Here is a 24,098-nt window from a genome sequence, read left to right as displayed (position 1 = left end):
GACACTGCGAGGCGTTCCAGCAACGAGCGCCGCACCATGCCCGATATCCGATCCGACCTGGCCAAGATCACCTTCAGCGTCCTGAGCATCGCGCTGCTCATCGGCTCGTCGCTGTGGATCCTGCGCCCGTTCCTGGGCGCCACGATCTGGGCGGCGATGGTCGTCGTGGCGAGCTGGCCGGCGCTGCTGTGGTTCGAAGAGAAGCTCTGGCGGCGCCGCAGCCTCGCGGTACTGGTGATGGTGCTGATCCTGCTGCTGCTGTTCGTGCTGCCGCTGACGATGGCGATCTCGACCATCGCCGCCAATGCGGACGAGGTGTATTCCTGGGTCAAGGCGCTGATCAGCCGGGGCGCGCCCGAGCTGCCGGCGTGGGTCGGCAGCCTGCCTTTCGTCGGACCGAGGCTGACGGCGGCCTGGAACGCCCAGGTCGCCTCGGGCGTCTCCGGGCTCGAATCCCAGATCGCGCCCTATGCCAAGCAGGTCACCGGCTGGCTCCTCGCACAAGCGGGCGTGGTGGGCGCGCTCACGCTGCAGTTCCTGCTCACCGTGGTCATCGCGGGCCTGATGTACGCACAGGGCGAGAACGCGGCGGCCACGATGCGGCAGTTCGGCCGCAAGCTCGGCGGCCAGCGCGGCGAGGACGCGGTCGTGCTGGCCGGCAAGGCCATCCGCGGCGTCGCGCTGGGCGTGGGCGTCACGGCGATCGTGCAGGCCGTGATGGGCGGCATCGGCCTCGCCATCGCCGGCGTGCCTTTCGCGGCGCTGCTGACCGCAGTGATGTTCATGTTCTGCATCGTCCAGATCGGCCCGACCCTGGTGCTGGCGCCGGCGGTGGTCTGGGTGTTCTGGAGCGGCTCGACCGGCTGGGGAATCTTCCTCCTGGTCTGGACCCTCATCGTCGGGACGATGGACAACTTCCTGCGCCCGTTCCTGATCAAGCGCGGCGCGGACCTGCCGCTGCTGCTGATCTTCGCGGGGGTCATCGGCGGGCTGCTCGGCTTCGGGCTGGTCGGGATCTTCGTCGGGCCGGTGCTGCTGGCCGTCTCGTACACCCTCATGGTTGCCTGGCTGGACGATCCGGAGCCACTTTCGGCAACGGCCAGGTAAAAAGTCACAAAAAGATACAGGCGCATTCCTACGCTGTGACGACGGATATTGAAACTGGCGCGTTGATTGCTATCTAACGACCATGAACGCTATCGAAATCCTCACAGGACCCGCAATGCAAATGCTCTACGACTCCGACTCTTTCGTCGTCGTGCACGTGCAGCCGACGGAAGGCGATGCGCCGGTGGCGCCGAACGTCCCCGCCCTGGCGCGCCACGGCTTCGAGATCGTGGACAAGCGCTCGGGCAAGGAGGTCTACCTCGATGGCTCCTGGGCCGAGCTCTTCCAGCAGCAGATCGCCGCCTGGCAGCTCAACACGCCCACGCAGGAAGAAGTCGAGGACACGCTGGAAGGCTACGCCGAGCTGGCGCACACCCCCGTCCTGGTGCACTGACGCCGTCTCACTTTCGTGACGGGAGCGCTTCGGCGCTCCTTTTCGTTTGCGGCCGAACCGTGGCTGGCCGGGGCATAGTACGGCATGCCCATCCTCCCCGACCGCGCGCTCCGCCGCCTCGTGCCGCTCGTCGGCGCCACCCTGCTCATGGCCTGTGCGGCCTCGCCCTCGGCTCACGTGCCGATCGTGCGCCGCGTCGACGCGCTGCTGCCGGTCGACGCGCTGCTCCTCGGCGAACAACATGACGCGCCGGAACACCAGGTGATCGAGCGCGAGACCGTCGAGGCGCTCGCCGCCAGGGGCCGGCTGGCCGCGCTGGCGATCGAGATGGCGGAGGAAGGCAATGCCACCGGCTACCTGCCGCGCGATGCGACCGAGGAGCAGGTCCGGACTGCGCTGGCCTGGAACGACAAGGCCTGGCCCTGGAACGCCTATGGCCCCGCGGTGATGGCGGCCGTGCGCGCGGGCGTTCCGGTGGTCGGCGCCAACCTGCCGCGCGAGCACATGAAGGACGCGATGGCCGACGTGTCGCTCGACGCCCAGCTGACGACCGAGGCCCGCACCGCCCAGCAGGACGCGGTGCGCGCCGGCCATTGCGACCTCTTGCCCGAATCCCAGATCGTGCCGATGACGCGCATCCAGATCGCCCGCGACCGGGCGATGGCCCAGGCGATCATCAAGTCGCGCGCGCCGGGCAAGACCGTGCTGCTGGTGAGCGGGGCCGGGCACGCCAACAAGGCGCTCGGCGTGCCGCAGCATCTGCCGACCGACGTGTCTGTCAAGGTGGTGCAGATGCAGGCCGGCACGCCGCGCGGCACCGCCGGCGTCTTCGACGCCGCGTGGCCCACGCCGCCGGTGCCCGAGAAGGACTACTGCGCCGACGTCCGCCCGCCGGTCAGGCGTGCTTCTTGATGGCGTCCGCGAGTGTGTTGACCAGCGTGTCGATGTGCGACTTCTCGACGACGTAGGGCGGCGCGATCACCAGCACGTCGCCCGCGGGGCGGACGAGCGCCCCCTTGTGGAAGCAGTCCAGGAAGATGTCGTAGGCGCGCTTGCCCGGCAGGCCCGCCACCGGCGCGAGTTCCACCGCCGCCGCCAGGCCCAGGCTGCGGATGCCGATGACGTTCGGCAGGCCCTTGAAGGTGCCGTGGAAGGCATCGCCCAGCACCTTGCCCATCTCGCCCGCGCGCTTGAAGAGCTGCTCCTTCTGGAACAGATCGAGCGTCGCGATCGCCGCCGCGCAGGCGACTGGGTGGCCCGAGTAGGTGTAGCCATGGAAGAACTCCACCACGTGCTCCGGCGCGGAGGTGTTCATCATCGCGTCGTAGAGCTTGTCGCGGCAGATCACGCCGCCGAGCGGGATCACGCCGTTGGTCACGCACTTGGCGAAGTTCAGCATGTCGGGCACCACGCCGTAGTAGTCCGACGCGAAGTTGGTGCCCATGCGTCCGAAGCCGGTGATGACCTCGTCGAAGATCAGCAGGATGCCGTGCTTGTCGCAGATCTCGCGCAGCTTCTGCAGGTAGCCCTTGGGCGGGATGTACCAGCCGGCCGAACCCGCGATCGGCTCCACGATGATCGCCGCCACGTTGCTCGGGTCGTGCAGCGGCAGGATGCGCTGTTCGAGGTCGGCCAGCGCATCCTCGGCCCACACCGGTTCCTCGTTGTGGATGTAGGCGTGGTTGACCGGGTCGTGGATGAAGCGCATGTGGTCGACGCGCGGCAGGAAGGCCGAGCCGAACACCTTGCGGTTCCCTGGGATGCCGCCCACCGACATGCCGCCGAAGCCCACGCCGTGGTAGCCCTTCTCGCGGCCGATGAAGACGTTGCGGTGCCCTTCGCCGCGTGCGCGGTGGTAGGCCAGCGCCACCTTCAGCGAGGTATCGGCCGCCTCGCTGCCCGAATTGCAGAACAGCACCTTGTTGAGGTCGCCCGGCGCCATCGCGCTGATCATCTCGGCGGCCCGGAACGCCTTGTCGTTGCTCACCTGGAAGGCGGTCGCGTAGTCGAGCGTGTCGAGCTGCGCCTTGATGGCCTCGTTGATCGGCTTGCGGTTGTGCCCGGCGCCCACGCACCACAGGGAGGAGATGCCGTCGATCACCTTGCGCCCGTCGTGCGTGGTGAACTCCATGCCGTCCGCCGCCACGAAGACCCGCGGGTCCTTCCTGAAGTGGCGGTTGGGGGTGAAGGGCAACCACTGGTTGTCCATGCTGAAGTCGTTGTAAGCCATATCGCTCCTCTCGGATGAGTTCCTGCCGGAAAGGGCATTTTGGCACCGGCATCCGGTTTCGGGCTCCCTGCGACAATTGCCGCCGTTATGACCTCCGCGTACATCCTCACCCTCTCCTGCCCCGACCGTACCGGCATCGTCCACGCCGTGTCCGGCTTCCTGCTCGAACGGGAGGGCAACATCGAAGAAGCGGCGCAGTACAACGACCACGGCACGGGCCTGTTCTTCATGCGCGTGCGCTTCGCCTGCAGCCAGACCGAGACCTCGCTGCGCGAGCAGATCGCAGACCTCGCGTCGAAGTTCGGCATGCGCTGGAAGCTCTACCCGGCCGCCGAGCCGATGAAGACGGTCATCATGGTGAGCAAGGAAGGCCACTGCCTCAACGACCTGCTGTTCCGCTGGAAGAGCGGTCTGCTCGCCATCGACGTCCGCGCCATCATCTCGAACCACCGCGACTTCTATCAACTCGCGGCCAGCTACAACGTGCCTTTCCACCACATCCCGGTGACCGCCGCGACCAAGGCGCAGGGCGAGGCGAAGCAGCTCGAGATCATCGAGTCCGAAGGCGCAGACCTGGTGGTGCTCGCTCGCTACATGCAGATCCTGAGCAACGACCTCTGCACCAAGCTGGCCGGGCGCGCCATCAACATCCACCATTCGTTCCTGCCCAGCTTCAAGGGCGCGAAGCCCTACTACCAGGCGCACGACCGCGGCGTGAAGCTGATCGGCGCCACGGCGCACTACGTGACCGCCGATCTCGACGAAGGCCCGATCATCGAACAGGATGTCGAGCGCGCCGACCACACCGACACCGTCGAAGACCTGACCGCACGCGGCCGCGACACCGAAAGCCAGGTGCTCGCGCGTGCGGTGAAATGGCACAGCGAACATCGCGTGCTGCTCAACGGCCACCGGACCGTGGTCTTCAAGTAAAGAGAGGGCCTCACCCCCAGCCTCGCCCACTTCGTGTGGCTCGGACACCCCCTCTCCGGGGGCAATCCCCGCGGCCCGGCCGAGCCGTTCCGCGGGATTCCTGAAACGAATCCGCGACCGTTGCCTTTTCTTTGGCGTAGAGTCATCCGCCATGAACGCGCCCACCACGCCTCTCCAGCAATCGGCGCTGGAAAAGTCCGAACGGCAGTCCCGGATCGTCCAGGCCCTGCAGGCGCACCTGCCGGCTCATGCGCTGATCTGGAACGCGGAGGACACCGTCCCCTATGAATGCGACGGGCTCACCGCCTACCGCCAGCGTCCGCTCGTGGTGGCGCTGCCGGAGACCGAAGCGCAGGTCGCCGCCGTGCTCAAGGCGTGCCACGCACTCGGCGTTCCGGTGGTGGCGCGCGGCGCCGGCACAGGGCTTTCGGGCGGCGCGATGCCCAACGCGATGGGCGTGACGCTGTCGCTCGCCAAGTTCAACCGCATCCTGAAGATCGACCCGGTGAGCCGCACCGCCGTCGTGCAGTGCGGTGTACGTAATCTCGCGATCAGCGAGGCGGCCTCGCCTTTCGGCCTCTACTACGCGCCGGATCCGTCGAGCCAGATCGCCTGCACCATCGGCGGCAATGTGGCCGAGAACTCGGGCGGCGTGCACTGCCTGAAGTACGGGCTGACGCTGCACAACGTGCTGCGGGTGCGCGGCTTCACTGCCGAGGGCGATCCGCTCGAGTTCGGCGGCGAGGCCCTCGACTGCGCGGGCCTGGACCTGCTGCCGCTGGTGATCGGCAGCGAAGGCATGCTCGCGGTCACCCTCGAAGTCACGGTCAAGCTGGTGCCCAAGCCGCAACTGGCGCGCTGCATCATGGCCAGCTTCGACGATGTGCGCAAAGCAGGCGATGCGGTGGCGGCCGTGATCGCCGCCGGCATCATCCCGGCCGGCCTGGAGATGATGGACAAGCCCATGACCGCCGCCGTCGAGGACTTCGTGCATGCCGGCTACGACCTCGACGCTGCCGCTATCCTGCTGTGCGAATCCGACGGCACGCCAGAAGAAGTCGAGGAAGAAATCGGCCGCATGACCGAGGTGCTGCGCGACTGCGGTGCGACCGCCATCGCCTGCAGCGAGAACGAAGACGAGCGCCTCAAGTTCTGGAGCGGCCGCAAGAATGCCTTCCCCGCCTCGGGCCGCATCAGCCCCGACTACATGTGCCTGGATTCGACGATCCCGCGCAAGCGGCTCGCCGACATCCTGCTCGCGATCCAGGGCATGGAGAAGAAATACAACCTGCGCTGCTGCAACGTCTTCCATGCGGGCGACGGCAACCTGCACCCGCTGGTGCTGTTCGATGCGAACGACCCGGACGAACTGCATCGCTGCGAACTGTTCGGCGCCGACATCCTCGAGACCAGCGTCGCGATGGGCGGCACGGTGTCGGGCGAACACGGCGTGGGCGTCGAGAAACTCAACAGCATGTGCGTGCAGTTCACGCCCGAGGAGAACGAGCAGATGTTCGGCATCAAGCGCGCGTTCGATCCGGCCGGCGTGCTCAATCCCGGCAAGGTAATTCCGACGCTGCAGCGCTGCGCCGAGTACGGCAAGCAGGTGTTTCGCGCCGGCCAGCCGCAGCCCTTCGCGGACATTCCGCGTTTCTGAGCATGAAGGGGTTGCAGGGGCTGGCCTGGCTGCTGGTGTTCCAGTCGATCGGCGAAGTTCTCTCGCGCGGACTCTCGCTTCCCTTCCCGGGCCCTGTGCTGGGGATGATGCTGATGCTCGTGGGCCTGCGCTTCCAGGTCGTTCGCGAGCCGGTGGCCGAATGCGCGGGCTTTCTGCTCACGCACCTGTCGCTGCTCTTCGTGCCGGTCGGCGTCGGCGTGATGACGCATCTCGCGCTGCTCAGCCAGTACGGCGGACGCATGCTGATCATCATCGCCCTGTCGACGTGGATCGGGCTCGGTGTCACCGCGCTGGTGCTCTGGTGGCCGGACCGCAAGAGCGAACCACGCAACGAGCCCTGAGGACCGCCGTGCCGCGCTTCGTCGAACTCTGGATCTATCTTTCCGCCACGCCGCTGTTCGGGCTCACGGCGACGCTGGTCGTCTACCTGATCGCGACGGCGGTGTACGCGCGGCTCGGCGGCGCGCCGTGGGCCAACCCGGTGCTCTGGTCGGTGATCGTGCTCGCGGGCGGCCTGCTGCTCACGCGCGTGGACTACCAGACCTACTTCGCGGGCGCGCAATTCATTCACTTCCTGCTCGGACCGGCGGTGGTCGCGCTCGCGTGGCCTCTGTGGCAGCGGCGCGCCGAACTGCGTGCACGCTTCGGGCGGCTGCTGCTCGCCTCGTTGCTCGGCGGCGCGGCGGCCGGCGGCTCGGCCGTCGCCCTGGGATGGGCATTCGGATTGCCGCACGACGTGGTGCTGTCGCTCGCACCGAAGTCGGTGACCGCGCCCGTCGCGATGGGCATCTCGGAAAAGATCGGCGGCATCCCCGCGCTCTCGGCGGTGTTCGCGGTGCTCACCGGGATGATCGGCGCACTGTCGGGCAAGTACCTGTTCGACGTGCTGCGGATCAGCACCAGCCCGGCCGGATTCGCCGCACGCGGCTTCGGCCTGGGCACTGCAGCGCATGGCATCGGCGCAGCACGTGCCTTGCACGTGAACGCCGATGCGGGCGCCTACGCAGGGTTGGCGCTGGGCATGCAGGTGGTGCTGGCCGCACTTCTCATGCCCCTGGTGTTCCGCCTGTTCTTCTAGGAACGAAGAACGGCGGAAGCGTCAGCTCCGGTTCGGATCGTCGGGCCGGCGGTCGTACCGGTTCGGCACGCCGTCATGATCGTTGTCCCAGCGGCCGGAGTGGTATTCCCAGCGGCCTTCGCGTTCACGCCATTCCGGAGCGCGATAGGCATAACCCGGCCGTTCGCGCATCCAGTTGCCGCGGTTCCACACATAGCGATGGCCGTTCCACTCGTAGTGGCCGGGCGCCCAGACATAGCCCCGGCGCGGTGGCGGCATCGGCTCATGGCGCGGCGGCGGTGGCGCGACATGCACGGAGACCGCCGGCTGCGCCATCGCGCTGGTCGGCGCGACCGCGGCGGTGCCGAGCGTCAGGAAAGATGCGGCTCCCATGACCAGGGTGACAGCGAGTTTCTTCATGGAGAACTCCTTTTGAGTTGCTGGAGACTTCATCCTCCACGCCCCATGTGTACTGCTTGTAAGTCTGTGACGAAGTGTTGTGTAGCGCTGTGACTCCCCTCGTCGCCCGCCATCCGCCGCGGTAGGTCTATTCCTGCAACGCGCGTAGATCGATGCTGTCGGCCATCGCCGCCTGACCGACTTTTCCCGGATGCAGGTGATCGCCGCTGTCGTATTCGGGTTTCAGCCGGAGGGGATTCGCCGGGTCGCGCAAGGCCGCATCGAAATCCACCACGGCATCGACATCGAGCCGCCCGCGGATCCAGCGGTTCAGGGTCTGCCGGCGCAGTTCCTTCTCCGCGCTCCAGTAGGGTGCCCCCTGAAAGGGCAGCAGCGTGCCCAGCAGAACCTTCACGCCCTTGGCACGCGCCTCGGCGACCAGTTGCTGCAACCCGGCTTCCAACTGCTCGGCCGAAGGCGGCCCCGGCGCAGGCGGCGATCCGCCGGTCGGCATGCTCATGCCGATGTCGTTGATGCCGATGAGGATGATCACGTGCGACACGCCGCTTTGCGCCAGCACATCCCGCCCGAAGCGGTCGATTGCGCGCGGCCCGATGCCGTCGGCGAGCAGCCGGTTGCCCGAGATGCCGGTGTTGAGCACCGCATGGAGGCCCGCCGTGCGCGGCTGTCCCCGCAGACGCGATGCGAGCCGCTCGGGATAGTGCGCCGCGGCGTCCTCGACGCCCGCGCCTTCGGTGATCGAATCGCCGAACGCGACCACGACGCGCGCGGGCGTCGATCGAGCGACGTCCAGCCCGGTCACGATGTGGTTCCATGTCGAACGTGTCGCATCGGGCCATGCGGGCTGTCGCACGCGGTCCCCCGTCGTGGTCCAGGTCGAGCCCGGCGCCAGCGTGTGCACGGTCGCGAAAGGCACCGCCGCATCGACGCGGAAGCTCACCATCAGGGTGCGCGCGGGGTCGACGGCCAAGCGCACTGCGTCGCTCCAGGCCTCCGCGCCCGGCGCAATGGTGATGCCCGCCCTCCCGCCGAACCGCAGGCTTCGCAGGGTGGAAGGCGACGCCGAGGCCCCGCCCGTGCCGAGCGCGACGCTGGCCGAGGCGATGTGCAGCGGCGCCTTGCCGAAGCGGTTCGAGAACCGGATTCGCGCCTGTTGGCCGCCGAGCGTGGGCTGCAATTGCAGGCGGAGTGTCTGGTCGGCGAGCTCAGCCCGTGCGGACCGATCCGCCTTGGCCCAGGGCGGCACGAGCGCCCAGTCCTGCGGCGCCGCGGCCCAGCTCGCGATCCAGTGCGTTCCAGCACGCGGCGCGCGCGGCTGGGCCTGCACCTGCGGAGGAAACAGCAGGAGGCCCAGCAGCAATAGACCGACGAATCGACGGAAGACGTTCATGCGCAAGCGCTCCGCAGTGCAGCGAACACCCGCGCAGTGTTGGGCATTCGGCCTTCGGAGGCGCCTGCGCTTCACCATGTATCGACGTAGGCGGTGACCTCGCGCTTCGGAGCAGCCGCCGACGCCAGGCCGCGCACCAGCCAGGCGCGCGTGTCGGCAGGATCGATCACCGCATCGATCTCCAGTGTCTGCGCCATGTGGATCGCCTCGCCGTTCGCGTACTGCTGCGCGACGAGCTTCTTGAAGAGCGCGTCGCGCTCCGTCCCTTCGGCGGCGGCTTCGAGCTCCTTGCGGAAGCCGAGCCGCACCGCGCCTTCGAGCCCCATCGCGCCGAACTCGCCGGTCGGCCAAGCGACGGTGAACACCGGTGCATCGAAGCCGCCGGCAGTCATCGCCTGCGCGCCGAGCCCGTAGCCCTTGCGCAGCACCACCGCGAAGTACGGCACGCGCAGATGCGAAGCCACCATGAACATGCGGCACACATGGCGCACCTGTGCCTGCGCTTCCACCTCTGGCCCGACCATGAAACCCGGCGTGTCGCACAGCGAGATCAGTGGCAGGCCGTGTGCATTGCACAACTGCATGAAGCGCGCCGCCTTGTCCGCCGCCTCGACATCGATCGCGCCGCCGAGATGGTGCGGGTTGTTCGCGAGCAATCCGACAGGCTTGCCTTCGATGCGCGCGAGCGCGGTCACGATGCCGGCGCCGAATCCGGCGCGAAGTTCCAGCAGCGAGCCGGTGTCGGCCACGCCGCGCATGGCCGCGCGCACGTCGTAGACGCGCAGCCGGTTCTCGGGCACCGCATGGCGCAGCGCACGCGGATCGGCGCATTCCCAGTCGCTCGTCGGGCCCTGGAAGTACGAGAGGTACTGCTTCGCCGCCGCGACCGCTTCGGTCTCGTCCTTCACGAGGATGTCGATCACGCCGTTGCGCGACTGCACGCTGCTCGGCCCGATCTGCTCCGGCGCGAAGGTGCCGAGCCCGCCGCCCTCGATCATCGCGGGGCCGCTCATGCCGATGTTGCTGGCCTCGGTCGCGATGATCACGTCCGCGCAGCCCAGCAGCGCCGCATTGCCCGCGAAGCAGCGCCCGTGCACGATGCCGACGACCGGCACCTTGCCGGACAGTGCCGCGAACTGGCTGAAGGTGTGGTTGTTCAAGCCCGCCACGATCGGCATGTCGGTATCGCCCGGCCGGCCGCCGCCTCCCTCGGCGAACAGCACCACCGGCAACTGCAACTGGTGCGCGATGCCCAGCATGCGGTCGGTCTTGTGGTGGTTGCGCATGCCCTGCGTGCCGGCGAGCACCGTGTAGTCATAGGACATCACCACGCAGCGCGACTTCTCCGCGCCGAACTGCTTCGCGTTGATGCTGCCGATGCCGGTCACCATGCCGTCGGCCGGCGTGTTGGCGATCAGGTCTTCGAGCGAGCGGCGGCGCGTCTGCGCGGCGATCGCGAGCGCGCCGTACTCGGTGAAGTTGCCCGGGTCATCGGCCAGCTCGCACAGGTCCGCGATGTTCTCGCGCGCGGTGCGGCCTCCCTGTGCGTGGCGTTTTGCAACGGCGGCCGTGCGGTTCTCGTCAAGCGTGAAGGCGTGGCGATCGATCACCTTCTGGAGATCGGGGCGGATGGCGTCGAGATCCTGCTCGGCGCGCGCCTCCGCTTCGACCGAATGCGCGTCGACAGGTTCGAGCTTGACCAGCGACTGGCCTTCGACGAGGTAGTCGCCCGGCTCGGCAAGCAATGCGACCACGCGGCCGGCGGCCGGCGCATGCAGCAGGTGCTCCATCTTCATCGCTTCGAGCACGCCGATCTGGGCGCCGGCCGGCACGACATCGCCGACGTCGACTTCGAACTGCACCAGCTTCGCGGGCATCGGTGCCCTGACGCCGAGGCCGTCTTCGTGGTCCGGCTGCACGCGCACGTCGGGCTGGATGGCCGCGGGCCGCGCATGCTTCGCCACCGCGGCGTCGATATGCGACGCGGCCGCCAGCAGGTCCGCCAGGTGCGCTTCGACGAAGCGCGTGTGCACCGCCTGCGTGGCGAACTCGGGCCGCGTGCCGATTGCGCGAAGGAGCGACAGGTTGGTGGCGATGCCGTCGACATGACACTCTTCGAGCGCGCGCAGGGATCGCCTGACCGCATCGGCGAAGCGTGGCGAGGACGAATGCACGATGAGCTTGGCCAGCAGCGTGTCGTAGTGCGGCGACGGCGCCAGGCCCGCATAGCCGTGCGAATCGACCCGCACCCCCGGCCCGGCCGGCAGATCGAAGCTCGTGAGCGTGCCGCCGGAAGGCCGCGCATGGCCTTGCGCATCGAGCGTCTCGGCATTGATGCGCCACTGCACCGCGAAGCCCCTCTGCGCTGCAGTGCGCGCGGTGTCGATGCCGAGGTCCGCGAGCGTCTGTCCGCTCGCGACGCTTACCTGAAGCTGCACAAGGTCGAGCCCGGTCACCGCCTCGGTCACCGTGTGCTCGACCTGCAGGCGCGGATTGGCTTCGATGAATACGTAGGGCAGCGTCGATGAGTGCTCGTCGACGAGGAATTCGAACGTGCCCAGGCTCTGGTAGCCCACCGCCTTCGCCATGCGCAGCGCCGCCTGCGTGATCTTGTCGCGCAACGCTTCGGGCAAGGAAGGACTGGGCGCGATCTCGACCAGCTTCTGGAAGCGGCGCTGCAGCGTGCATTCGCGCTCGCCCAGGCTCGCGACCGCCTGGCCGTCGCCGAGCACCTGCACCTCGATGTGACGCGCGTTGCGCATCAGGCGCTCGACATAGACACCTTCGACGCCGAACGCAGCCCTGGCTTCGGACATGCAGCGCGCATGCGCTTCGGGCAGGTCGTCGGCGCTCTGCACTGCGCGCATGCCGCGCCCACCGCCGCCGCCGATCGCCTTGACCATCACGCCGGCGCCATCGGCCTGCTGGGCCGCGAAGAAAGCCTGCGCCTGGGCGAGCGTCACCGCGCCCGCGCTGCCCGGCATCACCGGAACGCCGCACTGTTCGGCCAGCGCTCGCGCTCGCGCCTTGTCGCCGAAGAGCGAGAGCTGCTCGGGCGTGGGGCCGATGAAGCGCAGCCCCGCATCCGCGCAGGCCTGCGCGAAGTCGGCACGCTCGCTCAGGAAGCCGTAGCCGGGGTGAACCGCATCGCAGCCCTGCTCGCGCGCAACGGCGATCAGTGCGGCCGTGTCGAGATAGGCCGACGGGCCGGTGGCCGACAGGGGCGCCGCGATGTCCGCGAGCTGCACGTGCAATGCGGTTGCATCGTCCCTGGCATGCACGGCGACGCTCGCGATTCCGAGGTCGCGCATCGCGCGCACCAGCCGGACCGCGATCTCGCCGCGATTGGCGATCAGAACTTTCTTCAGCATTCGGTCAGTCCTTCAGCAGTCGGCGCAGCACCTTGCCCGCGCCGGTGGTCGGCAATGCGTCGATGAAGCGCACCACGCGCGGCGCCTTGTAGCTGGCCATGTTCTCGCGGGACCAGGCGACCAGCGCGTCCGCGTCGATGTCCCCGCCTGGCTTCTTCACGATGAAGGCCTTGACCACTTCGCCCTTCTCCGCGTCGGGCTGCGCGACGACGGCGGCCTGCGCCACCGCCGGATGCTTGATGAGGATCGTCTCGACTTCCTCGGGGAACACGCTGTAGCCCGAGACCTTGATCATTTCCTTGAAGCGCCCGATGAAGGTGAGGTAGCCGTCCGCATCGAGCTTGCCCATGTCGCCGGTGTGCACCCAGCCGTCGCGCAGGGTCGCGGCAGTGGCCTCTGGTTTGTTCCAGTAGCCCTTGAAGGTGCCCGGGCTCGCGAGCACGATCTCGCCGACCTCGCCGGTCGGTTTGTCCGAGCCGGTGTCGGGGTCGATGATGCGGATCGTCACGCCCGGCACCGCGACCCCCTGCGTGCCCCAGCGCGGCGCGTGGTGCGGCGTGTAGGTGTCGCAGGTGTGGCTTTCGCTCAGGCCGTAGGCGGCCTCGAACGAGCTGCAGTTCGGCGCGAAGCTGCGCCACTGCTGCGCCAGCGGCTCGGTGAAGGCGATGCCGAAGCTGGTCACGGGATTCATCTTCAGGCTCGACAGCTCCATGCCGGCGATGCCCGGCACCTGCATGCACGCGACATTCATCGGCGCAATGCTGTACCACCAGGTGACTTGGTAGCGCTCGATCGCCTGCAGGGCGGCGCGCGGCTCGAAGCGATGCAGCAGCACCGAGGTGGCGCCGGTGAGCACCGGCACGTTCACGCCCATCAGCATGCCGGCGATGTGATAGAGCGGCGCGATCGACAGCAGCACGTCGTCGCCGTTGACGCCGTTGCAGTCCGCCGCGGCGCGCGTCTTGAACAGCGCATTGCCGTAGCTCAGCATCGCGCCCTTGGGCAGGCCGGTGGTGCCGGACGTGTACGTCATCAGGGCGACGTCGTCGAGCGACAGATCTACCGGCGAAGGCCGCGCGCCGCTCTTCATCACCGCGAGGAAATCTTCGCAGCCGGCGGGCACGCTGCGCGCCTCGTCTTGTGCCGCCGCCAGTTCCGCAGGCAGATCCAGCGTGGAGGCCGAGGGCAGCAGATCCGCGTAGTGCACGACGAAGACGTGCTCCAGCGCGCTTTCCGCGCGCACCTTCTCCACCACCGGCATCAGCGACGAGGCCGCGACGATCACGCGCGCCCGGAGGTCGTTGACCTGGTAGGCCAGTTCGTGCTCCTTGTTGAGGGGGCCGCTCGGACACACGATCGCGCCGATCTTCTGGATGCCGTAGTGGGCCGCCAGGTACTGCGGGCAGTTGTTGAGGAAGAGCACCACCGGCTCGCCCTTGCGCACGCCGATCGCCTGCAGACGCGCGGCGAAGGCATCGCTCGCGGCATCGAGTTCGGCGTAGCTGGTCGCGTGCCCGTACCAGATGCAGGCCGGATGGTCGCCGCGCTCGCGCGCATGCGTGCGCAGGTACTCGTGCAGGGGCTGCTGCGGGCGGTCGGGAAGCTGGGTTGTCTCCATGGCGTCACTCTCACAGGGTTATCGATAGGGCTGGCCGCTTGCCAAGCGCCGCATGGTGCACGAACAATCCTACCCATGGGTATAACTTCGGCGACACCGCACAAACCCTCTGAGCAAGCCCCTCCGCCTGCCGCGCGGCCCGACCGCCCGCAGGGCACGGGCCGCCAGCGCACCGCCACCGCGGGCACCGACGTGCAGCGCGAGCGCATCCTCCAGGCGGCCGCGCAGCTCTTCGCGGCGCAGGGCTACGCCAACACCACCATGGCGCAGATCGTGCGCGCGCTCGACGCGACCAAGCCCTTCGTCTACTACTACTTCCGCGACAAGCAGGAGATCTTCGAGACGCTGTCGTGGCGGCCCGCGGTCGACTGCTTCACCGCCCTGGACTTCGCCGCGAACGACCCGCGGCCCGCAGTCGCGAAGGTCAAGGAAGGCATCGAGCGGCTGATCCGCGCGACCATCTCTCACTATCCCTGCGCCTTCTTCGCCTACAAGGAGCCGCAGGTGTATCGCCCCGAGTACCTCGAGGCGCAGAAGAAGCTCGCCCATCACTTCTACGACCAGCTCTTCCCGCTGCTGGAACAGGCGCGAAGCGACGGCGACCTCGACTTCGACGAAACCAAGATCACCGCTTTCGCGGCGCTGAGCCTGCCGGGCTTTCTCTTCAGCTGGTACAAGCCCGACGGCCGCTTCTCGCCCGAAGAGATGACGGCCGAGCTCTCGAAGCTCGCATGGCGCGTGATCGGCCTGCGCGAACGCACCTGACCTTTCCAACCCTACCGGAGACAGTTCAATGAAGTTCCCCCTTCTGCTCGCGCCCGTGGCGGCTGCGGCGCTCCTCACCGCTGGTTCGGCGTACGCGCAGCAGACCTACAAGATCGCCTACATCGACCCGCTCTCCGGCCCCTTCGCGAACGTGGGCGAATTGATGCTCACGCACACGCAGTTCGCGATCGAGGACATCAACGCCAAGGGCGGCGTGCTCGGCGGCACCAAGCTGCAACTGCTCCAGTTCGACAGCAAGCTCTCCGCGCAGGAAAGCCAGAGCGCGCTGCAGGCGGCGATCGACCAGGGTGCGCGCGCGATCGTCACCGGGGGCTCGGGCTCGTCGGTGGTGAGCGCGATCGTGCAGGCGGTCAACAAGTGGAACCAGCGCAATCCGGGCAAGGAGCTGCTGGTACTCAACCACTCGTCGATCGACCCAGAGCTCACCGGCAAGCAATGCAGCTTCTGGCATTTCCAGACCGATGCGAACACGGCGATGAAGATGAAGGCCATCGCCAACTACATCAAGAAGACGCCGGAGGTGAAGAAGGTCTACCTGCTGAACCAGGACTACGCGCACGGCAAGCAGTGGGCGAGCTACGGGCGCCAGCTCGTCGGCCTCGCGCGTCCCGACATCCAGTTCGTCGGCGAGACGCTGCACCCGATCGGCCGGGTGAAGGACTTCGCACCCTATGTCGCCAACATCCGCCAGTCGGGCGCCGATTCGGTGATCACCGGCAACTGGGGGCAGGACATGACCCTGCTGCTCAAGGCCGCGGGCGATGCGGGCTACGACCTGCACTACTTCAACCACAGCGCCGGTTCGGTGCCGGGCACGGTGCTCGCGGTGTCCCAGGCGAAGCTCGGCCAGCTCACCTGGGTGGCCGAATGGCATCCGGGCCAGGCCGATTCGCCGAAGGTGGATGCGCTCGCCAAGGCCTACAAGGCCAAGACCGGCAAGGACTTCCTCGCGCCCCGCATCGAGATGACGCCGCGCCTGCTGGCCGCAGCGATCAACAAGGCCGGCAGCACGGATACGCCCAAGGTGGCGAAGGCCATGGAGAACCTCACGTTCGATTCGGTCGTAGGCCCGGTCCGCATGCGCGCCGAAGACCATCAGCTGCTGATCCCGCAGGTGGTCAACACCATCGCGCCAGTGGACGGCAAGACGGTGAAGGTCGGCTGGGAAGGCACCAACTACGGCTTCCGCACCGATGCCGTGTACAGCGGCAACGAACTCGCGCAGGGCACGGACTGCAAGATGGCGCAGCCCTGACCGTCATGACGCGGAGGCCCTGGTGTTGTACCGTTAGGTACCGCACACCCGGAGGCCAGCGCTCATGACCGCAACCCTGCAACTCATCGGTGCACCCACCGACATCGGCGCCAGCACGCGAGGCGCCGGCATGGGGCCCGATGCCCTGCGCGTGGCCGGCATCGCGCAGATGCTGGCGCGCCTCGGCTTCGAAGTGATCGACCAGGGCAATCTTTCCGGACCGGCGACGCCGTGGATCGCGCCGACCACCGAACTGCATCACCTCGACGAGGTCGTGGCGTGGAACCGGGCGGTCTACGACGCGGTGAATGCCGCGCTCACGGCCAGTCACCTGCCGATCCTGCTGGGCGGCGACCACAGCATCGCGGTGGGCTCGATCAGCGCGATCGCCTGGCATGCGCGCCGTCGCGGCAAGAAGCTGCGCGTGCTGTGGCTCGATGCGCATTCCGACGTCAACACCGAGACCACGAGCCCGAGCGGCAATCTGCACGGCATGCCGGTGTCCTGCCTGCTGGGCCATGGCCCGGATGCACTGACAGGCTGGAGCGGCGAACGCGCCGCGCTCGAGCACGATGCGATCCGCTTCATCGGCATCCGCAGCGTCGATGCGCATGAGAAGGCGGCGATCCGCACGATGGGACTCAACGTCTTCGACATGCGCCACATCGACGAGCACGGCATGCGCACCACGATGGTCGAGGCGCTGCAGGACGTGGACGAGGACACGCACCTGCACGTGAGCTTCGACCTCGACTGCCTCGACCCCGACTACGCGCCCGGCGTCGGCACCGGAGTGCGCGGCGGCCCCACTTGGCGGGAGATGCAGCTGTGCATGGAGATGATCGCGGACACCGGGCGGCTGTCGTCGCTGGATGTGGTCGAACTCAACCCCGCGCTGGATGTGCGCAATCGCACGGCGGAAGTGGCGGTGGAGCTGATCGAAAGCCTGTTCGGCAAGTCGACCTTGTCGCGGTAAGACCCGGATGTCGTTGGCCGGAGGTTCCTCGATGATGCAGCGCGCTTCTCTTCTGCTGTTTGTTGCGGCAGGGATATTGGCAATCGGCGGCAATGAAGGCCGTGGCGGATTCAGCGGGTTCGACGCGTTCGCGGCGCCCGTCGCGGGCCCCGGCAGCCCCACGCCATCACGCGGGCCGGCATCCACGCCCGCGTCCGGCGACATCGTGGACAGCGCCCTGAACATCATTCCGGCGCAATACACCGCCATGGCGGCCCAGCTCGGCAAGGACGCAGGCATCGCCTACCGGTATGGCCCGGACGCCATCTCCTCCGGCACGGCCCATACCGGCCCGGCGCTTTACAAGCATGCGGACATCAGGCTCGACGCACCGGCGCCCAGCTATCCGTTCTGGTGGCAGGTCGGACGGCCGTCCAGCGATGCCGGCTCCTACTCGTCGAACCAGGGTTCGATCGCCTTCGTGGCGGACGCTCCGGCGCAGCGCGTGGGCGTGGCGGACATTCAGGTCTCGAACTACATGCACGGCGTATTCGCCCAGTCGCCGCAGTTGAGCTGGACGCGTGCGACCGTCGACGGCGGCGGCATCGACAGCATCACCGTGATGAGCTATCGCGAGCAGGGTATCGTGAGCGGCGACCCTGTCGCGATGGGCCGCTGCACCGGCAGGCCCGGCTTCTGCGCCCAAGGCCTCGTCGCGTTCCAGAACGGCGTCATCGGGACGGTCGGCAGCAACACCGCCCAGAACCGCGCGACGGTGAAGCTGCCGGCCAACAAGGTGCCGACGGCCATCGCGATGACCAACGACAGCGAGTTCGCCCTGGTCACGGTCTGGGATACGCGCGCCCTCAAGGGCCAGGTCGCGGTCATCGCACTCGCAGGCCTGTGCGACGGTTGCGATCCGCGCGACGCCTCCCGCTGGTACAACTACTGGGAGGAGTGGATGGGCGTCTACCCCGGCTTGCCGAACATGGGCGACATCGCCTTCATGAAGATCCTGGGCTACGTCGACCTGCCGGGCATGGCGGCGCCGACCGAAATCGCCGTCACGACCGGCATGGACCAGTTCAGGTCGCTCTTCCAGGGCGGCTCGACGGCAGGGCAGTTCGTCGGCCGCGCGAATTCGCCACTGACGAGCCACTGGCGGAAGTTCGCGAGCGGCGGCGCCCACGAGTACCACTACGCCAAGGGCGGCGTCGCGGTGGTGATTTCCAAGTCGGAGCAGAAGGCCGCGTTCATCGACCTGAAGCCGCTGTTCAGCTACTTCAACGGCATGTACTTCAGCTCGAACGTGAGCCAGACGACCCGCTTCGGTCAGGCAGCCGACCAGTGGCCGTTCACCTTCGACGTGCAGGCCTCGCAGAAGCCGGCGGTGGTCAAGACGGTGTCGCTGGGTGCGCGCCCGACTGCGGTGAGGACGTCGATCTTCGGCCCCACCCCGCGCGCCTGGATCGCGACGCAGGATGGCACGCTGCGCATCTACCGCCTCGACGGCTTCGCGCCGGGCGACGGATGGAACGTGGCGAAAGGCAACCCGCAGGCGGGCAACATCGCCGAAGTGGGCACGGTGACCGGCATCGGCCGCAATCCGACGTCGCTCGCCGTCTCCAAAGGCGAGCCGGCCGACGACAGCATCGATTCGAGCAACCAGCAGGTCATCGTGGCCTCCCGCGGCGACAACAGGATCAACTGGGTGCGTTTCGCTTCCAACGGCAACAGCGGCAGGATCGTGCGCACGATCCGGCACAACGAGATGAAGGATCTGATCGCGGTCGAGGACGCGGACAACTTCGCGAACTTCGGCTACGTGCTTACGGCGCTCGACTACGCCGGCAAGGCAGTGCGCAACTACCGCTATGGCCCGGTGATCTTCCGCGACGGCGGCGCCTGCCCCGCACCGGCGGGCTGCCCGGTCAACGGCCCCGTGGCCGAATATGGCGGCGCGATGCTCCTGCCGGGCAAGCCTTTCCAGATGAACTCTGCGAACGTGCCCTGAAGCACTCGCCGCTCAGGGCCGGACAGGATCGGGGGCTTCCTCCAGGGAAGACTCGAACACCTCGGCGTCCGGGTCCGAGATCGGACGCAGCTTGTCGCTGCGGCAGAAGAAGGTCCAGCCCTCGAACATCACGTCGTAGTAGATGCCCGGCAGGTACGTCCAGTCCGGTGCGTCGTACGGCTCGGAGACGACCTCGACGATCCTGCAGACCGCCCGTTGCGTGAATGGGCTCGCGACGCAGCTCGGGACCACGTAGCAGAGCGTGCCGATCTTGATCATCCGCGCAGAATTGCACAACGCGGCGGCCGCGCCAAGGGGTGCTTTAGCCGCGACTCGGCGAGAGCGGGACCGACTGCAGCTGCAGCGGGACCCCCGCTGGCGGTCGCTGCGGAGCGACGGGGCGCGCTTCGGCCGGGGGCGCCGCCGGCTCGATCGACTCGGGCAGGTAGCGCTCGATCAGCGAGAAGAAGCGGTCGTAGAAGCGGTCGTCGGTCAGCGTTTCGCTCGCGACCTTGACCATCGCGTCGTCGCTGGACGAGAACGGCAGCGACAGCGAACCGATCGCGCCCACGCCGACGCTCGCCGAGTTGTTGACCTTCTTGACGCCGTAACGGTCCTGCAATGCGCTGGCAAAGGCGATGGTGCTGCGCGACTTGCCGCCCTCGCGCGCGCAGACCACGCGGAATTCCACCTCCACATGGACCTCGGTGGCCGGCTGGAAGCTCTTGCGGCCGGTCACCAGTTCCTGGTTGGCCGCGGTGACCATGTAGCCCTGGCTCAGGAGCGCGCGTCGCGCCGCCTCGCAGGTCTGCGCCTCGCTCGCGGTGTAGCTGCGGGTATGGGTGGTGGTGGAATCGAATTCTTCCGGCTCGTACGTCAGACGCTGGCGTTCGGTGACGCCACAACCGGAGACGAGGACGGCGACGAGCAACGCGGCGGCGGTTGCAAGGGAAGACGAAGGGCGCATGTCGGCAGGGAAAAAGCAAAACGGGGGCAATGCTAGCGGCAAGCCGCCGGCGAGCGGCTCCGCTTGGATATCACGCCGCAGCGGACGTTCCCGTTGAATGCGCGATTCAGTCGAGCCGGATCACATGCTGCGCCCGGTCCTGCGTCGCCGCGATGCGGCGCGCGTTGGGCTCGTCGGTGTGCGCGACCCACGCGAGCGCCGCGTCCCGGCTGCGTCCGAACTGCTCGTGGCGCCGCACGAGGCGCTCTCGCCGCAGATCGTCGTCCACATCGACGTACCAGACTTCGTCGAGCAGCGGCGCTGCCCCGGCCCACGGGCCTTCGCGCAGCAGCAGGTAGTTGCCTTCGGTGATGACCAGTTGCGTCTGCGGCAACACGGCGATGGCGCCCGCGATGGGCTCCTCGATCTCGCGCCGGAACTCGGGCGCATAGACGGTCTCTTCTTCGCGCTGTTCGCGCAGACGCCGCAGCAGCGCGACGTAGCCCGCGCTGTCGAAGGTGTCCGGCGCGCCCTTGCGGTCGGCCCGGCCGAGGCGCCGAAGCTCGACGTTCGCAAGGTGGAAGCCGTCCATCGGCACCACCTGCGCGCGGCCCGGAGACAGCGCAGCCAGCAGCGCCTGGGCCAGCGTGGACTTGCCGGACCCGGGCGCGCCGACCAGGCCGAGCAGCCTGCGCTGCCCGCCGGCCAGCAGGCGATCGATGCGCGCCAGCGCCGAGGCCGGCAGCTCGATCACGGGTACAGGCCGCGCTCCTGGCGCGCCATGAGGATGCGGCCGCAGGCCACCGCGTAGGTCGCGGTACGCAGCGAAATCTTGTGGTGGTCGGCCTTGTCCCAGATGCTGTTGAGCGCATTCATCATGATGCGGTCGAGGCGCTCGTTGATCTCGTCCTCGCCCCAGAAGAAGGACGAGAAGTCCTGCACCCACTCGAAGTAGCTCACCGTCACGCCGCCGGCGTTGCAGATCACGTCGGGCACGACCAGCACGCCGCGATCGGCGAGGATGTCGTCGGCTTCCGGCACGGTCGGGCCGTTCGCGCCTTCGAGCACCAGCTTCGCCTTGGTCTGCTTCGCGCGCTCGGCGGTGATCTGGCCTTCGAGCGCGGCCGGGATCAGGATGTCGCAGGCCACGTCCCAGAAGGCTTCGTTGGAGACCGTGTCGCCGCCCTTGAAGCCGACGATGCCGCCCTCCTTGCGCGACTGCTCCACCAGCTTGGCCATGTCGAGGCCCTTGTCGTTGATGACGGTGCCGGTGTGGTCCTGCACCGCGACGATCTTCGCGCCGGCTTCCGCGAAAAGCTCGGCCGCGACCGAGCCCACGTTGCCGAAGCCCTGCACCGCCACGCGCGCGCCCTTCAGATCGAGGCCGAGACGCCGCGCGGCTTCGCGACCCGTCACGAACACGCCGCGGCCGGTGGCCTTGACGCGGCCGAGCGAGCCGCCCAGGTGCAGCGGCTTGCCGGTAACGACGCCGGTCGCCGTGCCGCCGACGTTCATCGAGTAGGTGTCCATCATCCACGCCATGATCTGCGCGTTGGTGTTCACGTCGGGCGCGGGGATGTCGCTGTGCGGGCCGATGATGATGCCGATCTCGCTGGTGTAGCGGCGGGTGACTTTTTCAAGCTCTTTCAGCGAGAGCTTCTTGGGATCGACGCGGATGCCGCCCTTGGCGCCGCCGTAGGGCAGGTTCACCGCCGCGGTCTTGATGGTCATCCAGGCCGAGAGCGCCATGACCTCTTCGAGCGTGACGTCCGGGTGGAAGCGCACGCCGCCCTTGCCCGGCCCGCGCGAGAGGCTGTGCTGCACGCGATAGCCCTCGAAGTGCGCGATGGTGCCGTCGTCCATCTCGATCGGCACGTCGACGATGAGCGCGCGCTTCGGGCGCTTGAGCGTCTCGACCCAGCGGGCCAGTTCGCCCAGGTACGGCACGACGCGGTCGACCTGCGACAGGTACGTGCCCCACGGGCTGTTGGCGGTCGGCTGGACGTAGGAAAGGGTGGAGGAACTCATGGCGGTCTCGTGGTGTTGAACGATAGGCGCGACGATAGTCCTCCGCCGCCCGCCGCGCCACGGCTATGCGCGTTGCTTTTCCGGTTATGCGCTTGCGGCAAGCCGCGCCGCGTGAACGCCCGCGACGCCCGGTGGTTTCCCGAGCCCCGTCACGTAGTCGACGAACACGCGCACCCGCAGCGGCACGAAGCGCCGATGCGGATACAGCAGGCTGTGCGGCCGCGAACGGCCGCCGAAGTCGCTGAGCAGTTCGACGAGCCGCCCTGCGCGCAGGTCTTCCTCCACGACGAAGCGATAGGACTGGAAGACGCCCGCCCCGTGCCGCGCGAGCGTGGCGCCGGCGGTCACGTCGTCCGAGCACGCATAGCCGCCGGTGGTCGGCCATTCGATGTCCTGCCCATCGCGCCGGAACAGCCAGGGAATGCTCCGCCCGCTGCTGGGCAGTTCGAACTGGATGCACTCGTGCTGCGCCAGATCTTCGAGGGACCTGGGGGTGGCGCGCCGCGCGAGGTAGTCGGGCGATGCCACCACCACCAGCGGCGTGTCCTCGAGGTGCCGGGCGATCAGTCCCGAATCGGCGGTGACGCGCGCCCGCACCGCGAGGTCGTAGCCCTCCTCGGCGAAGTCGATGTTGCGGTTGCTGATGTTCACCTCGACCTTGACGCCCGGATAGCGCTCGCGAAACCCCGGCACGAGGGGCAGCAGGCGGTAGTGCCCATAGGTGCTCGGCGCGCTGATGCGCAGCAGGCCCGACGGCTCGACCTGATGGCCGCTGACTTCCCGCTCGGCCTCGATCAGCTGGTTCAGCGCCTGCCGGCATTGCTCGAAATACACACGCCCCTCCTCCGTCAGCCGCATCTGGCGCGTGGTCCGCACGAAGAGCCGCACGCCGATGCGCTCTTCGAGTCGGGACACCGACCGGCTGACGGCGGCAGGCGTGACCGCGGCGATGTTGGCGGCGGCGGTGAAGCTGCCCTGCTCCGCCGCGAGGCAGAACAGTTCGATGCTGCCGAGCATCAGGTCATCGAATTGGCGGTTCATGGAAGGGCTCCGCAGGTTGCCATTCATTACACCATGTAGTCAGTGAATTGCATCTAAGCCAATTTATCTTCACTGAACGCATCAATAGAGTTCTGTCCTGGCAACACGCCGAATCCGCCTCCCCAGGCTTCAACTTCGAAAGGACAGTCTCATGAGCAGCATTTCCAAAGTCGCCGTCGTCACCGGTGCCTCGAGCGGCATCGGCTCAGCACTCGTCAAGGCCTTCCGCGAGGCCGGCTACGGCGTGGTCGCGAATTCACGCTCGATCGCGCCGAGCAGCGATCCAGGCATCGTCGCGGTCGCCGGCGACATCGCGTCGCCCGAGACGGCCGAGCGCATCTTCCGGGAAGGCGTCGACCGGTTCGGCCGCATCGACACACTGATCAACAACGCGGGCATCTTCACCGCCAAGCCGTTCACCCAGTTCACCGAAGCCGACTGGGCCGCCAACATCGCCACCAACCTCACCGGCTTCTTCCACGTCACTCAACAGGCGGTGCAACGCATGGAAGCCCAGGGCGGCGGCCACATCGTGCAGATCACGACCAGCCTCGCGGACCAGCCGATCAACGGCGTGCCCGCGGTGCTCGCGTCGCTGACCAAGGGCGGACTGAATGCGGCGACGAAGTCCCTGGCGATCGAATACGCCTCGCGCGGCATCCGCGTGAATGCGGTGGCGCCCGGCATCATCAAGACGCCGATGCATCCGCCGGAAACGCACGCCGCGCTCAGCGGCCTGCATCCGCTGGGCCGCATGGGGACGATGCAGGAGATCATCGACGCGGTGCTCTTCCTCGAGAGGGCGAGCTTCGTGACCGGCGAGATACTCCATGTCGACGGCGGGCAGGCCGCCGGTCACTGGTAAGGAGACGACC

The 24,098-nt window shown here is 67.9% G+C and carries 22 protein-coding genes; 12 read left to right on the top strand and 10 right to left on the bottom strand.

Annotated elements, in window-relative coordinates:
- The first annotated feature begins 36 nt into the window (after nt 1–36).
- The 3 genes from ydiK (at nt 37) to WKW77_RS10690 (ending at nt 2,413) form a co-directional block, all read left to right on the top strand.
- Nucleotides 37–1,107 carry an AI-2E family transporter YdiK gene (ydiK, locus tag WKW77_RS10700; protein WP_340356824.1) on the top strand — a complete coding sequence of 357 codons (1,071 nt, stop codon included), beginning with the start codon at nt 37–39 and terminating at the stop codon, nt 1,105–1,107.
- A 115-nt stretch (nt 1,108–1,222) separates the two neighbouring features.
- Nucleotides 1,223–1,501: a BTH_I0359 family protein gene (locus WKW77_RS10695; RefSeq protein WP_172843856.1), complete on the top strand. Its 279-nt coding sequence runs from the start codon at nt 1,223–1,225 to the stop codon at nt 1,499–1,501.
- Nucleotides 1,502–1,585: 84 nt separating this feature from the next.
- Nucleotides 1,586–2,413, top strand: a complete 828-nt coding sequence (locus WKW77_RS10690) for a ChaN family lipoprotein (RefSeq protein WP_422823173.1) — start codon at nt 1,586–1,588, stop codon at nt 2,411–2,413.
- On the opposite strand, the gene aptA is transcribed toward WKW77_RS10690, so the two are convergent.
- Complete coding sequence (gene aptA / locus WKW77_RS10685) at nt 2,397–3,731, bottom strand: omega-aminotransferase AptA (RefSeq protein WP_340356823.1); 1,335 nt, start codon at nt 3,729–3,731, stop codon at nt 2,397–2,399. The genes WKW77_RS10690 and aptA overlap by 17 nt on opposite strands.
- 87 nt (nt 3,732–3,818) lie before the next feature.
- Between aptA and purU the strand changes: the two genes are divergently transcribed.
- The 4 genes from purU to WKW77_RS10665 all read left to right on the top strand — a co-directional run bounded on the left by purU (nt 3,819) and on the right by WKW77_RS10665 (nt 7,420).
- Nucleotides 3,819–4,664: a formyltetrahydrofolate deformylase gene (purU, locus tag WKW77_RS10680; RefSeq protein ID WP_340356822.1), complete on the top strand. Its 846-nt coding sequence runs from the start codon at nt 3,819–3,821 to the stop codon at nt 4,662–4,664.
- A 151-nt stretch (nt 4,665–4,815) separates the two neighbouring features.
- Nucleotides 4,816–6,321 (top strand): FAD-linked oxidase C-terminal domain-containing protein, encoded by a 1,506-nt coding sequence (locus WKW77_RS10675; protein ID WP_340356821.1) that lies wholly within the window; start codon nt 4,816–4,818, stop codon nt 6,319–6,321.
- 2 nt (nt 6,322–6,323) lie between these two features.
- Complete coding sequence (locus WKW77_RS10670) at nt 6,324–6,683, top strand: CidA/LrgA family protein (protein ID WP_340356820.1); 360 nt, start codon at nt 6,324–6,326, stop codon at nt 6,681–6,683.
- Between the two features lie 8 nt (nt 6,684–6,691).
- On the top strand, nt 6,692–7,420 hold the full coding sequence (locus tag WKW77_RS10665) for an LrgB family protein (protein WP_340356819.1): 729 nt from the start codon (nt 6,692–6,694) through the stop codon (nt 7,418–7,420).
- Between the two features lie 21 nt (nt 7,421–7,441).
- Here WKW77_RS10665 and WKW77_RS10660 read toward each other — a convergent pair whose 3' ends face one another.
- The 4 genes from WKW77_RS10660 to WKW77_RS10645 form a co-directional block, all read right to left on the bottom strand.
- The gene (locus WKW77_RS10660; RefSeq protein WP_340356818.1) at nt 7,442–7,819 is read right to left on the bottom strand and encodes a YXWGXW repeat-containing protein; all 378 of its coding nucleotides are present in this window, start codon (nt 7,817–7,819) and stop codon (nt 7,442–7,444) included.
- Nucleotides 7,820–7,946: 127 nt separating this feature from the next.
- Complete coding sequence (locus WKW77_RS10655; protein WP_340356817.1) at nt 7,947–9,209, bottom strand: SGNH/GDSL hydrolase family protein; 1,263 nt, start codon at nt 9,207–9,209, stop codon at nt 7,947–7,949.
- A 71-nt stretch (nt 9,210–9,280) separates the two neighbouring features.
- Nucleotides 9,281–12,580: a carboxyl transferase domain-containing protein gene (locus WKW77_RS10650; protein ID WP_340356816.1), complete on the bottom strand. Its 3,300-nt coding sequence runs from the start codon at nt 12,578–12,580 to the stop codon at nt 9,281–9,283.
- Nucleotides 12,581–12,584: 4 nt separating this feature from the next.
- A complete protein-coding gene (locus tag WKW77_RS10645) occupies nt 12,585–14,198 on the bottom strand; it encodes an AMP-binding protein (protein WP_340356815.1) in 1,614 nt (537 codons plus the stop codon).
- 75 nt (nt 14,199–14,273) lie between these two features.
- On the opposite strand from WKW77_RS10645, the gene WKW77_RS10640 reads away from it, so the two are divergent.
- The 4 genes from WKW77_RS10640 (at nt 14,274) to WKW77_RS10625 (ending at nt 19,208) form a co-directional block, all read left to right on the top strand.
- Nucleotides 14,274–14,963 (top strand): TetR/AcrR family transcriptional regulator, encoded by a 690-nt coding sequence (locus WKW77_RS10640; RefSeq protein WP_340356814.1) that lies wholly within the window; start codon nt 14,274–14,276, stop codon nt 14,961–14,963.
- 28 nt (nt 14,964–14,991) lie between these two features.
- Nucleotides 14,992–16,239, top strand: a complete 1,248-nt coding sequence (locus tag WKW77_RS10635; RefSeq protein WP_340356813.1) for a branched-chain amino acid ABC transporter substrate-binding protein — start codon at nt 14,992–14,994, stop codon at nt 16,237–16,239.
- A 64-nt stretch (nt 16,240–16,303) separates the two neighbouring features.
- On the top strand, nt 16,304–17,215 hold the full coding sequence (gene rocF / locus WKW77_RS10630; protein ID WP_340356812.1) for an arginase: 912 nt from the start codon (nt 16,304–16,306) through the stop codon (nt 17,213–17,215).
- Between the two features lie 31 nt (nt 17,216–17,246).
- On the top strand, nt 17,247–19,208 hold the full coding sequence (locus tag WKW77_RS10625; RefSeq protein WP_340356811.1) for a hypothetical protein: 1,962 nt from the start codon (nt 17,247–17,249) through the stop codon (nt 19,206–19,208).
- Between the two features lie 12 nt (nt 19,209–19,220).
- Here the strand turns inward: WKW77_RS10625 and WKW77_RS10620 are convergent, their stop codons facing one another.
- The 5 genes from WKW77_RS10620 to WKW77_RS10600 form a co-directional block, all read right to left on the bottom strand.
- Nucleotides 19,221–19,487: a hypothetical protein gene (locus tag WKW77_RS10620; RefSeq protein WP_340356810.1), complete on the bottom strand. Its 267-nt coding sequence runs from the start codon at nt 19,485–19,487 to the stop codon at nt 19,221–19,223.
- Between the two features lie 43 nt (nt 19,488–19,530).
- Nucleotides 19,531–20,175, bottom strand: a complete 645-nt coding sequence (locus WKW77_RS10615) for a DUF2242 domain-containing protein (RefSeq protein ID WP_340356809.1) — start codon at nt 20,173–20,175, stop codon at nt 19,531–19,533.
- A 106-nt stretch (nt 20,176–20,281) separates the two neighbouring features.
- A complete protein-coding gene (locus WKW77_RS10610) occupies nt 20,282–20,908 on the bottom strand; it encodes a nucleoside/nucleotide kinase family protein (RefSeq protein ID WP_340356808.1) in 627 nt (208 codons plus the stop codon).
- Entirely contained in the window at nt 20,905–22,182 is a 1,278-nt protein-coding gene (locus tag WKW77_RS10605) for a Glu/Leu/Phe/Val family dehydrogenase (RefSeq protein ID WP_340356807.1), read from the bottom strand. Before WKW77_RS10605 ends, WKW77_RS10610 begins: the two co-directional genes overlap by 4 nt.
- Before the next feature lie 84 nt (nt 22,183–22,266).
- Nucleotides 22,267–23,223 (bottom strand): LysR family transcriptional regulator, encoded by a 957-nt coding sequence (locus tag WKW77_RS10600; RefSeq protein WP_340356806.1) that lies wholly within the window; start codon nt 23,221–23,223, stop codon nt 22,267–22,269.
- A 151-nt stretch (nt 23,224–23,374) separates the two neighbouring features.
- On the opposite strand from WKW77_RS10600, the gene WKW77_RS10595 reads away from it, so the two are divergent.
- Nucleotides 23,375–24,088: an SDR family NAD(P)-dependent oxidoreductase gene (locus WKW77_RS10595; RefSeq protein ID WP_340356805.1), complete on the top strand. Its 714-nt coding sequence runs from the start codon at nt 23,375–23,377 to the stop codon at nt 24,086–24,088.
- Nucleotides 24,089–24,098 lie beyond the last annotated feature (10 nt).

The organism is Variovorax ureilyticus (assembly GCF_037889935.1).
GTDB classification, from domain to species: domain Bacteria; phylum Pseudomonadota; class Gammaproteobacteria; order Burkholderiales; family Burkholderiaceae_C; genus Variovorax; species Variovorax ureilyticus.
This window is presented reverse-complemented; position numbering and strand designations above follow the sequence as displayed.

Bases quoted from the DNA above. Each gene is read 5' to 3' on its own strand.
- ydiK (WP_340356824.1), top strand. From the start codon at position 37: ATGCCCGATATCCGATCCGACCTGGCCAAGATCACCTTCAGCGTCCTG.
- WKW77_RS10695 (WP_172843856.1), top strand. From the start codon at position 1,223: ATGCAAATGCTCTACGACTCCGACTCTTTCGTCGTCGTGCACGTGCAG.
- WKW77_RS10690 (WP_422823173.1), top strand. From the start codon at position 1,586: ATGCCCATCCTCCCCGACCGCGCGCTCCGCCGCCTCGTGCCGCTCGTC.
- aptA (WP_340356823.1), bottom strand. From the start codon at position 3,731: ATGGCTTACAACGACTTCAGCATGGACAACCAGTGGTTGCCCTTCACC.
- purU (WP_340356822.1), top strand. From the start codon at position 3,819: ATGACCTCCGCGTACATCCTCACCCTCTCCTGCCCCGACCGTACCGGC.
- WKW77_RS10675 (WP_340356821.1), top strand. From the start codon at position 4,816: ATGAACGCGCCCACCACGCCTCTCCAGCAATCGGCGCTGGAAAAGTCC.
- WKW77_RS10670 (WP_340356820.1), top strand. From the start codon at position 6,324: ATGAAGGGGTTGCAGGGGCTGGCCTGGCTGCTGGTGTTCCAGTCGATC.
- WKW77_RS10660 (WP_340356818.1), bottom strand. From the start codon at position 7,819: ATGAAGAAACTCGCTGTCACCCTGGTCATGGGAGCCGCATCTTTCCTG.
- WKW77_RS10655 (WP_340356817.1), bottom strand. From the start codon at position 9,209: ATGAACGTCTTCCGTCGATTCGTCGGTCTATTGCTGCTGGGCCTCCTG.
- WKW77_RS10650 (WP_340356816.1), bottom strand. From the start codon at position 12,580: ATGCTGAAGAAAGTTCTGATCGCCAATCGCGGCGAGATCGCGGTCCGG.
- WKW77_RS10645 (WP_340356815.1), bottom strand. From the start codon at position 14,198: ATGGAGACAACCCAGCTTCCCGACCGCCCGCAGCAGCCCCTGCACGAG.
- WKW77_RS10640 (WP_340356814.1), top strand. From the start codon at position 14,274: ATGGGTATAACTTCGGCGACACCGCACAAACCCTCTGAGCAAGCCCCT.
- WKW77_RS10635 (WP_340356813.1), top strand. From the start codon at position 14,992: ATGAAGTTCCCCCTTCTGCTCGCGCCCGTGGCGGCTGCGGCGCTCCTC.
- rocF (WP_340356812.1), top strand. From the start codon at position 16,304: ATGACCGCAACCCTGCAACTCATCGGTGCACCCACCGACATCGGCGCC.
- WKW77_RS10625 (WP_340356811.1), top strand. From the start codon at position 17,247: ATGATGCAGCGCGCTTCTCTTCTGCTGTTTGTTGCGGCAGGGATATTG.
- WKW77_RS10620 (WP_340356810.1), bottom strand. From the start codon at position 19,487: ATGATCAAGATCGGCACGCTCTGCTACGTGGTCCCGAGCTGCGTCGCG.
- WKW77_RS10615 (WP_340356809.1), bottom strand. From the start codon at position 20,175: ATGCGCCCTTCGTCTTCCCTTGCAACCGCCGCCGCGTTGCTCGTCGCC.
- WKW77_RS10605 (WP_340356807.1), bottom strand. From the start codon at position 22,182: ATGAGTTCCTCCACCCTTTCCTACGTCCAGCCGACCGCCAACAGCCCG.
- WKW77_RS10600 (WP_340356806.1), bottom strand. From the start codon at position 23,223: ATGAACCGCCAATTCGATGACCTGATGCTCGGCAGCATCGAACTGTTC.
- WKW77_RS10595 (WP_340356805.1), top strand. From the start codon at position 23,375: ATGAGCAGCATTTCCAAAGTCGCCGTCGTCACCGGTGCCTCGAGCGGC.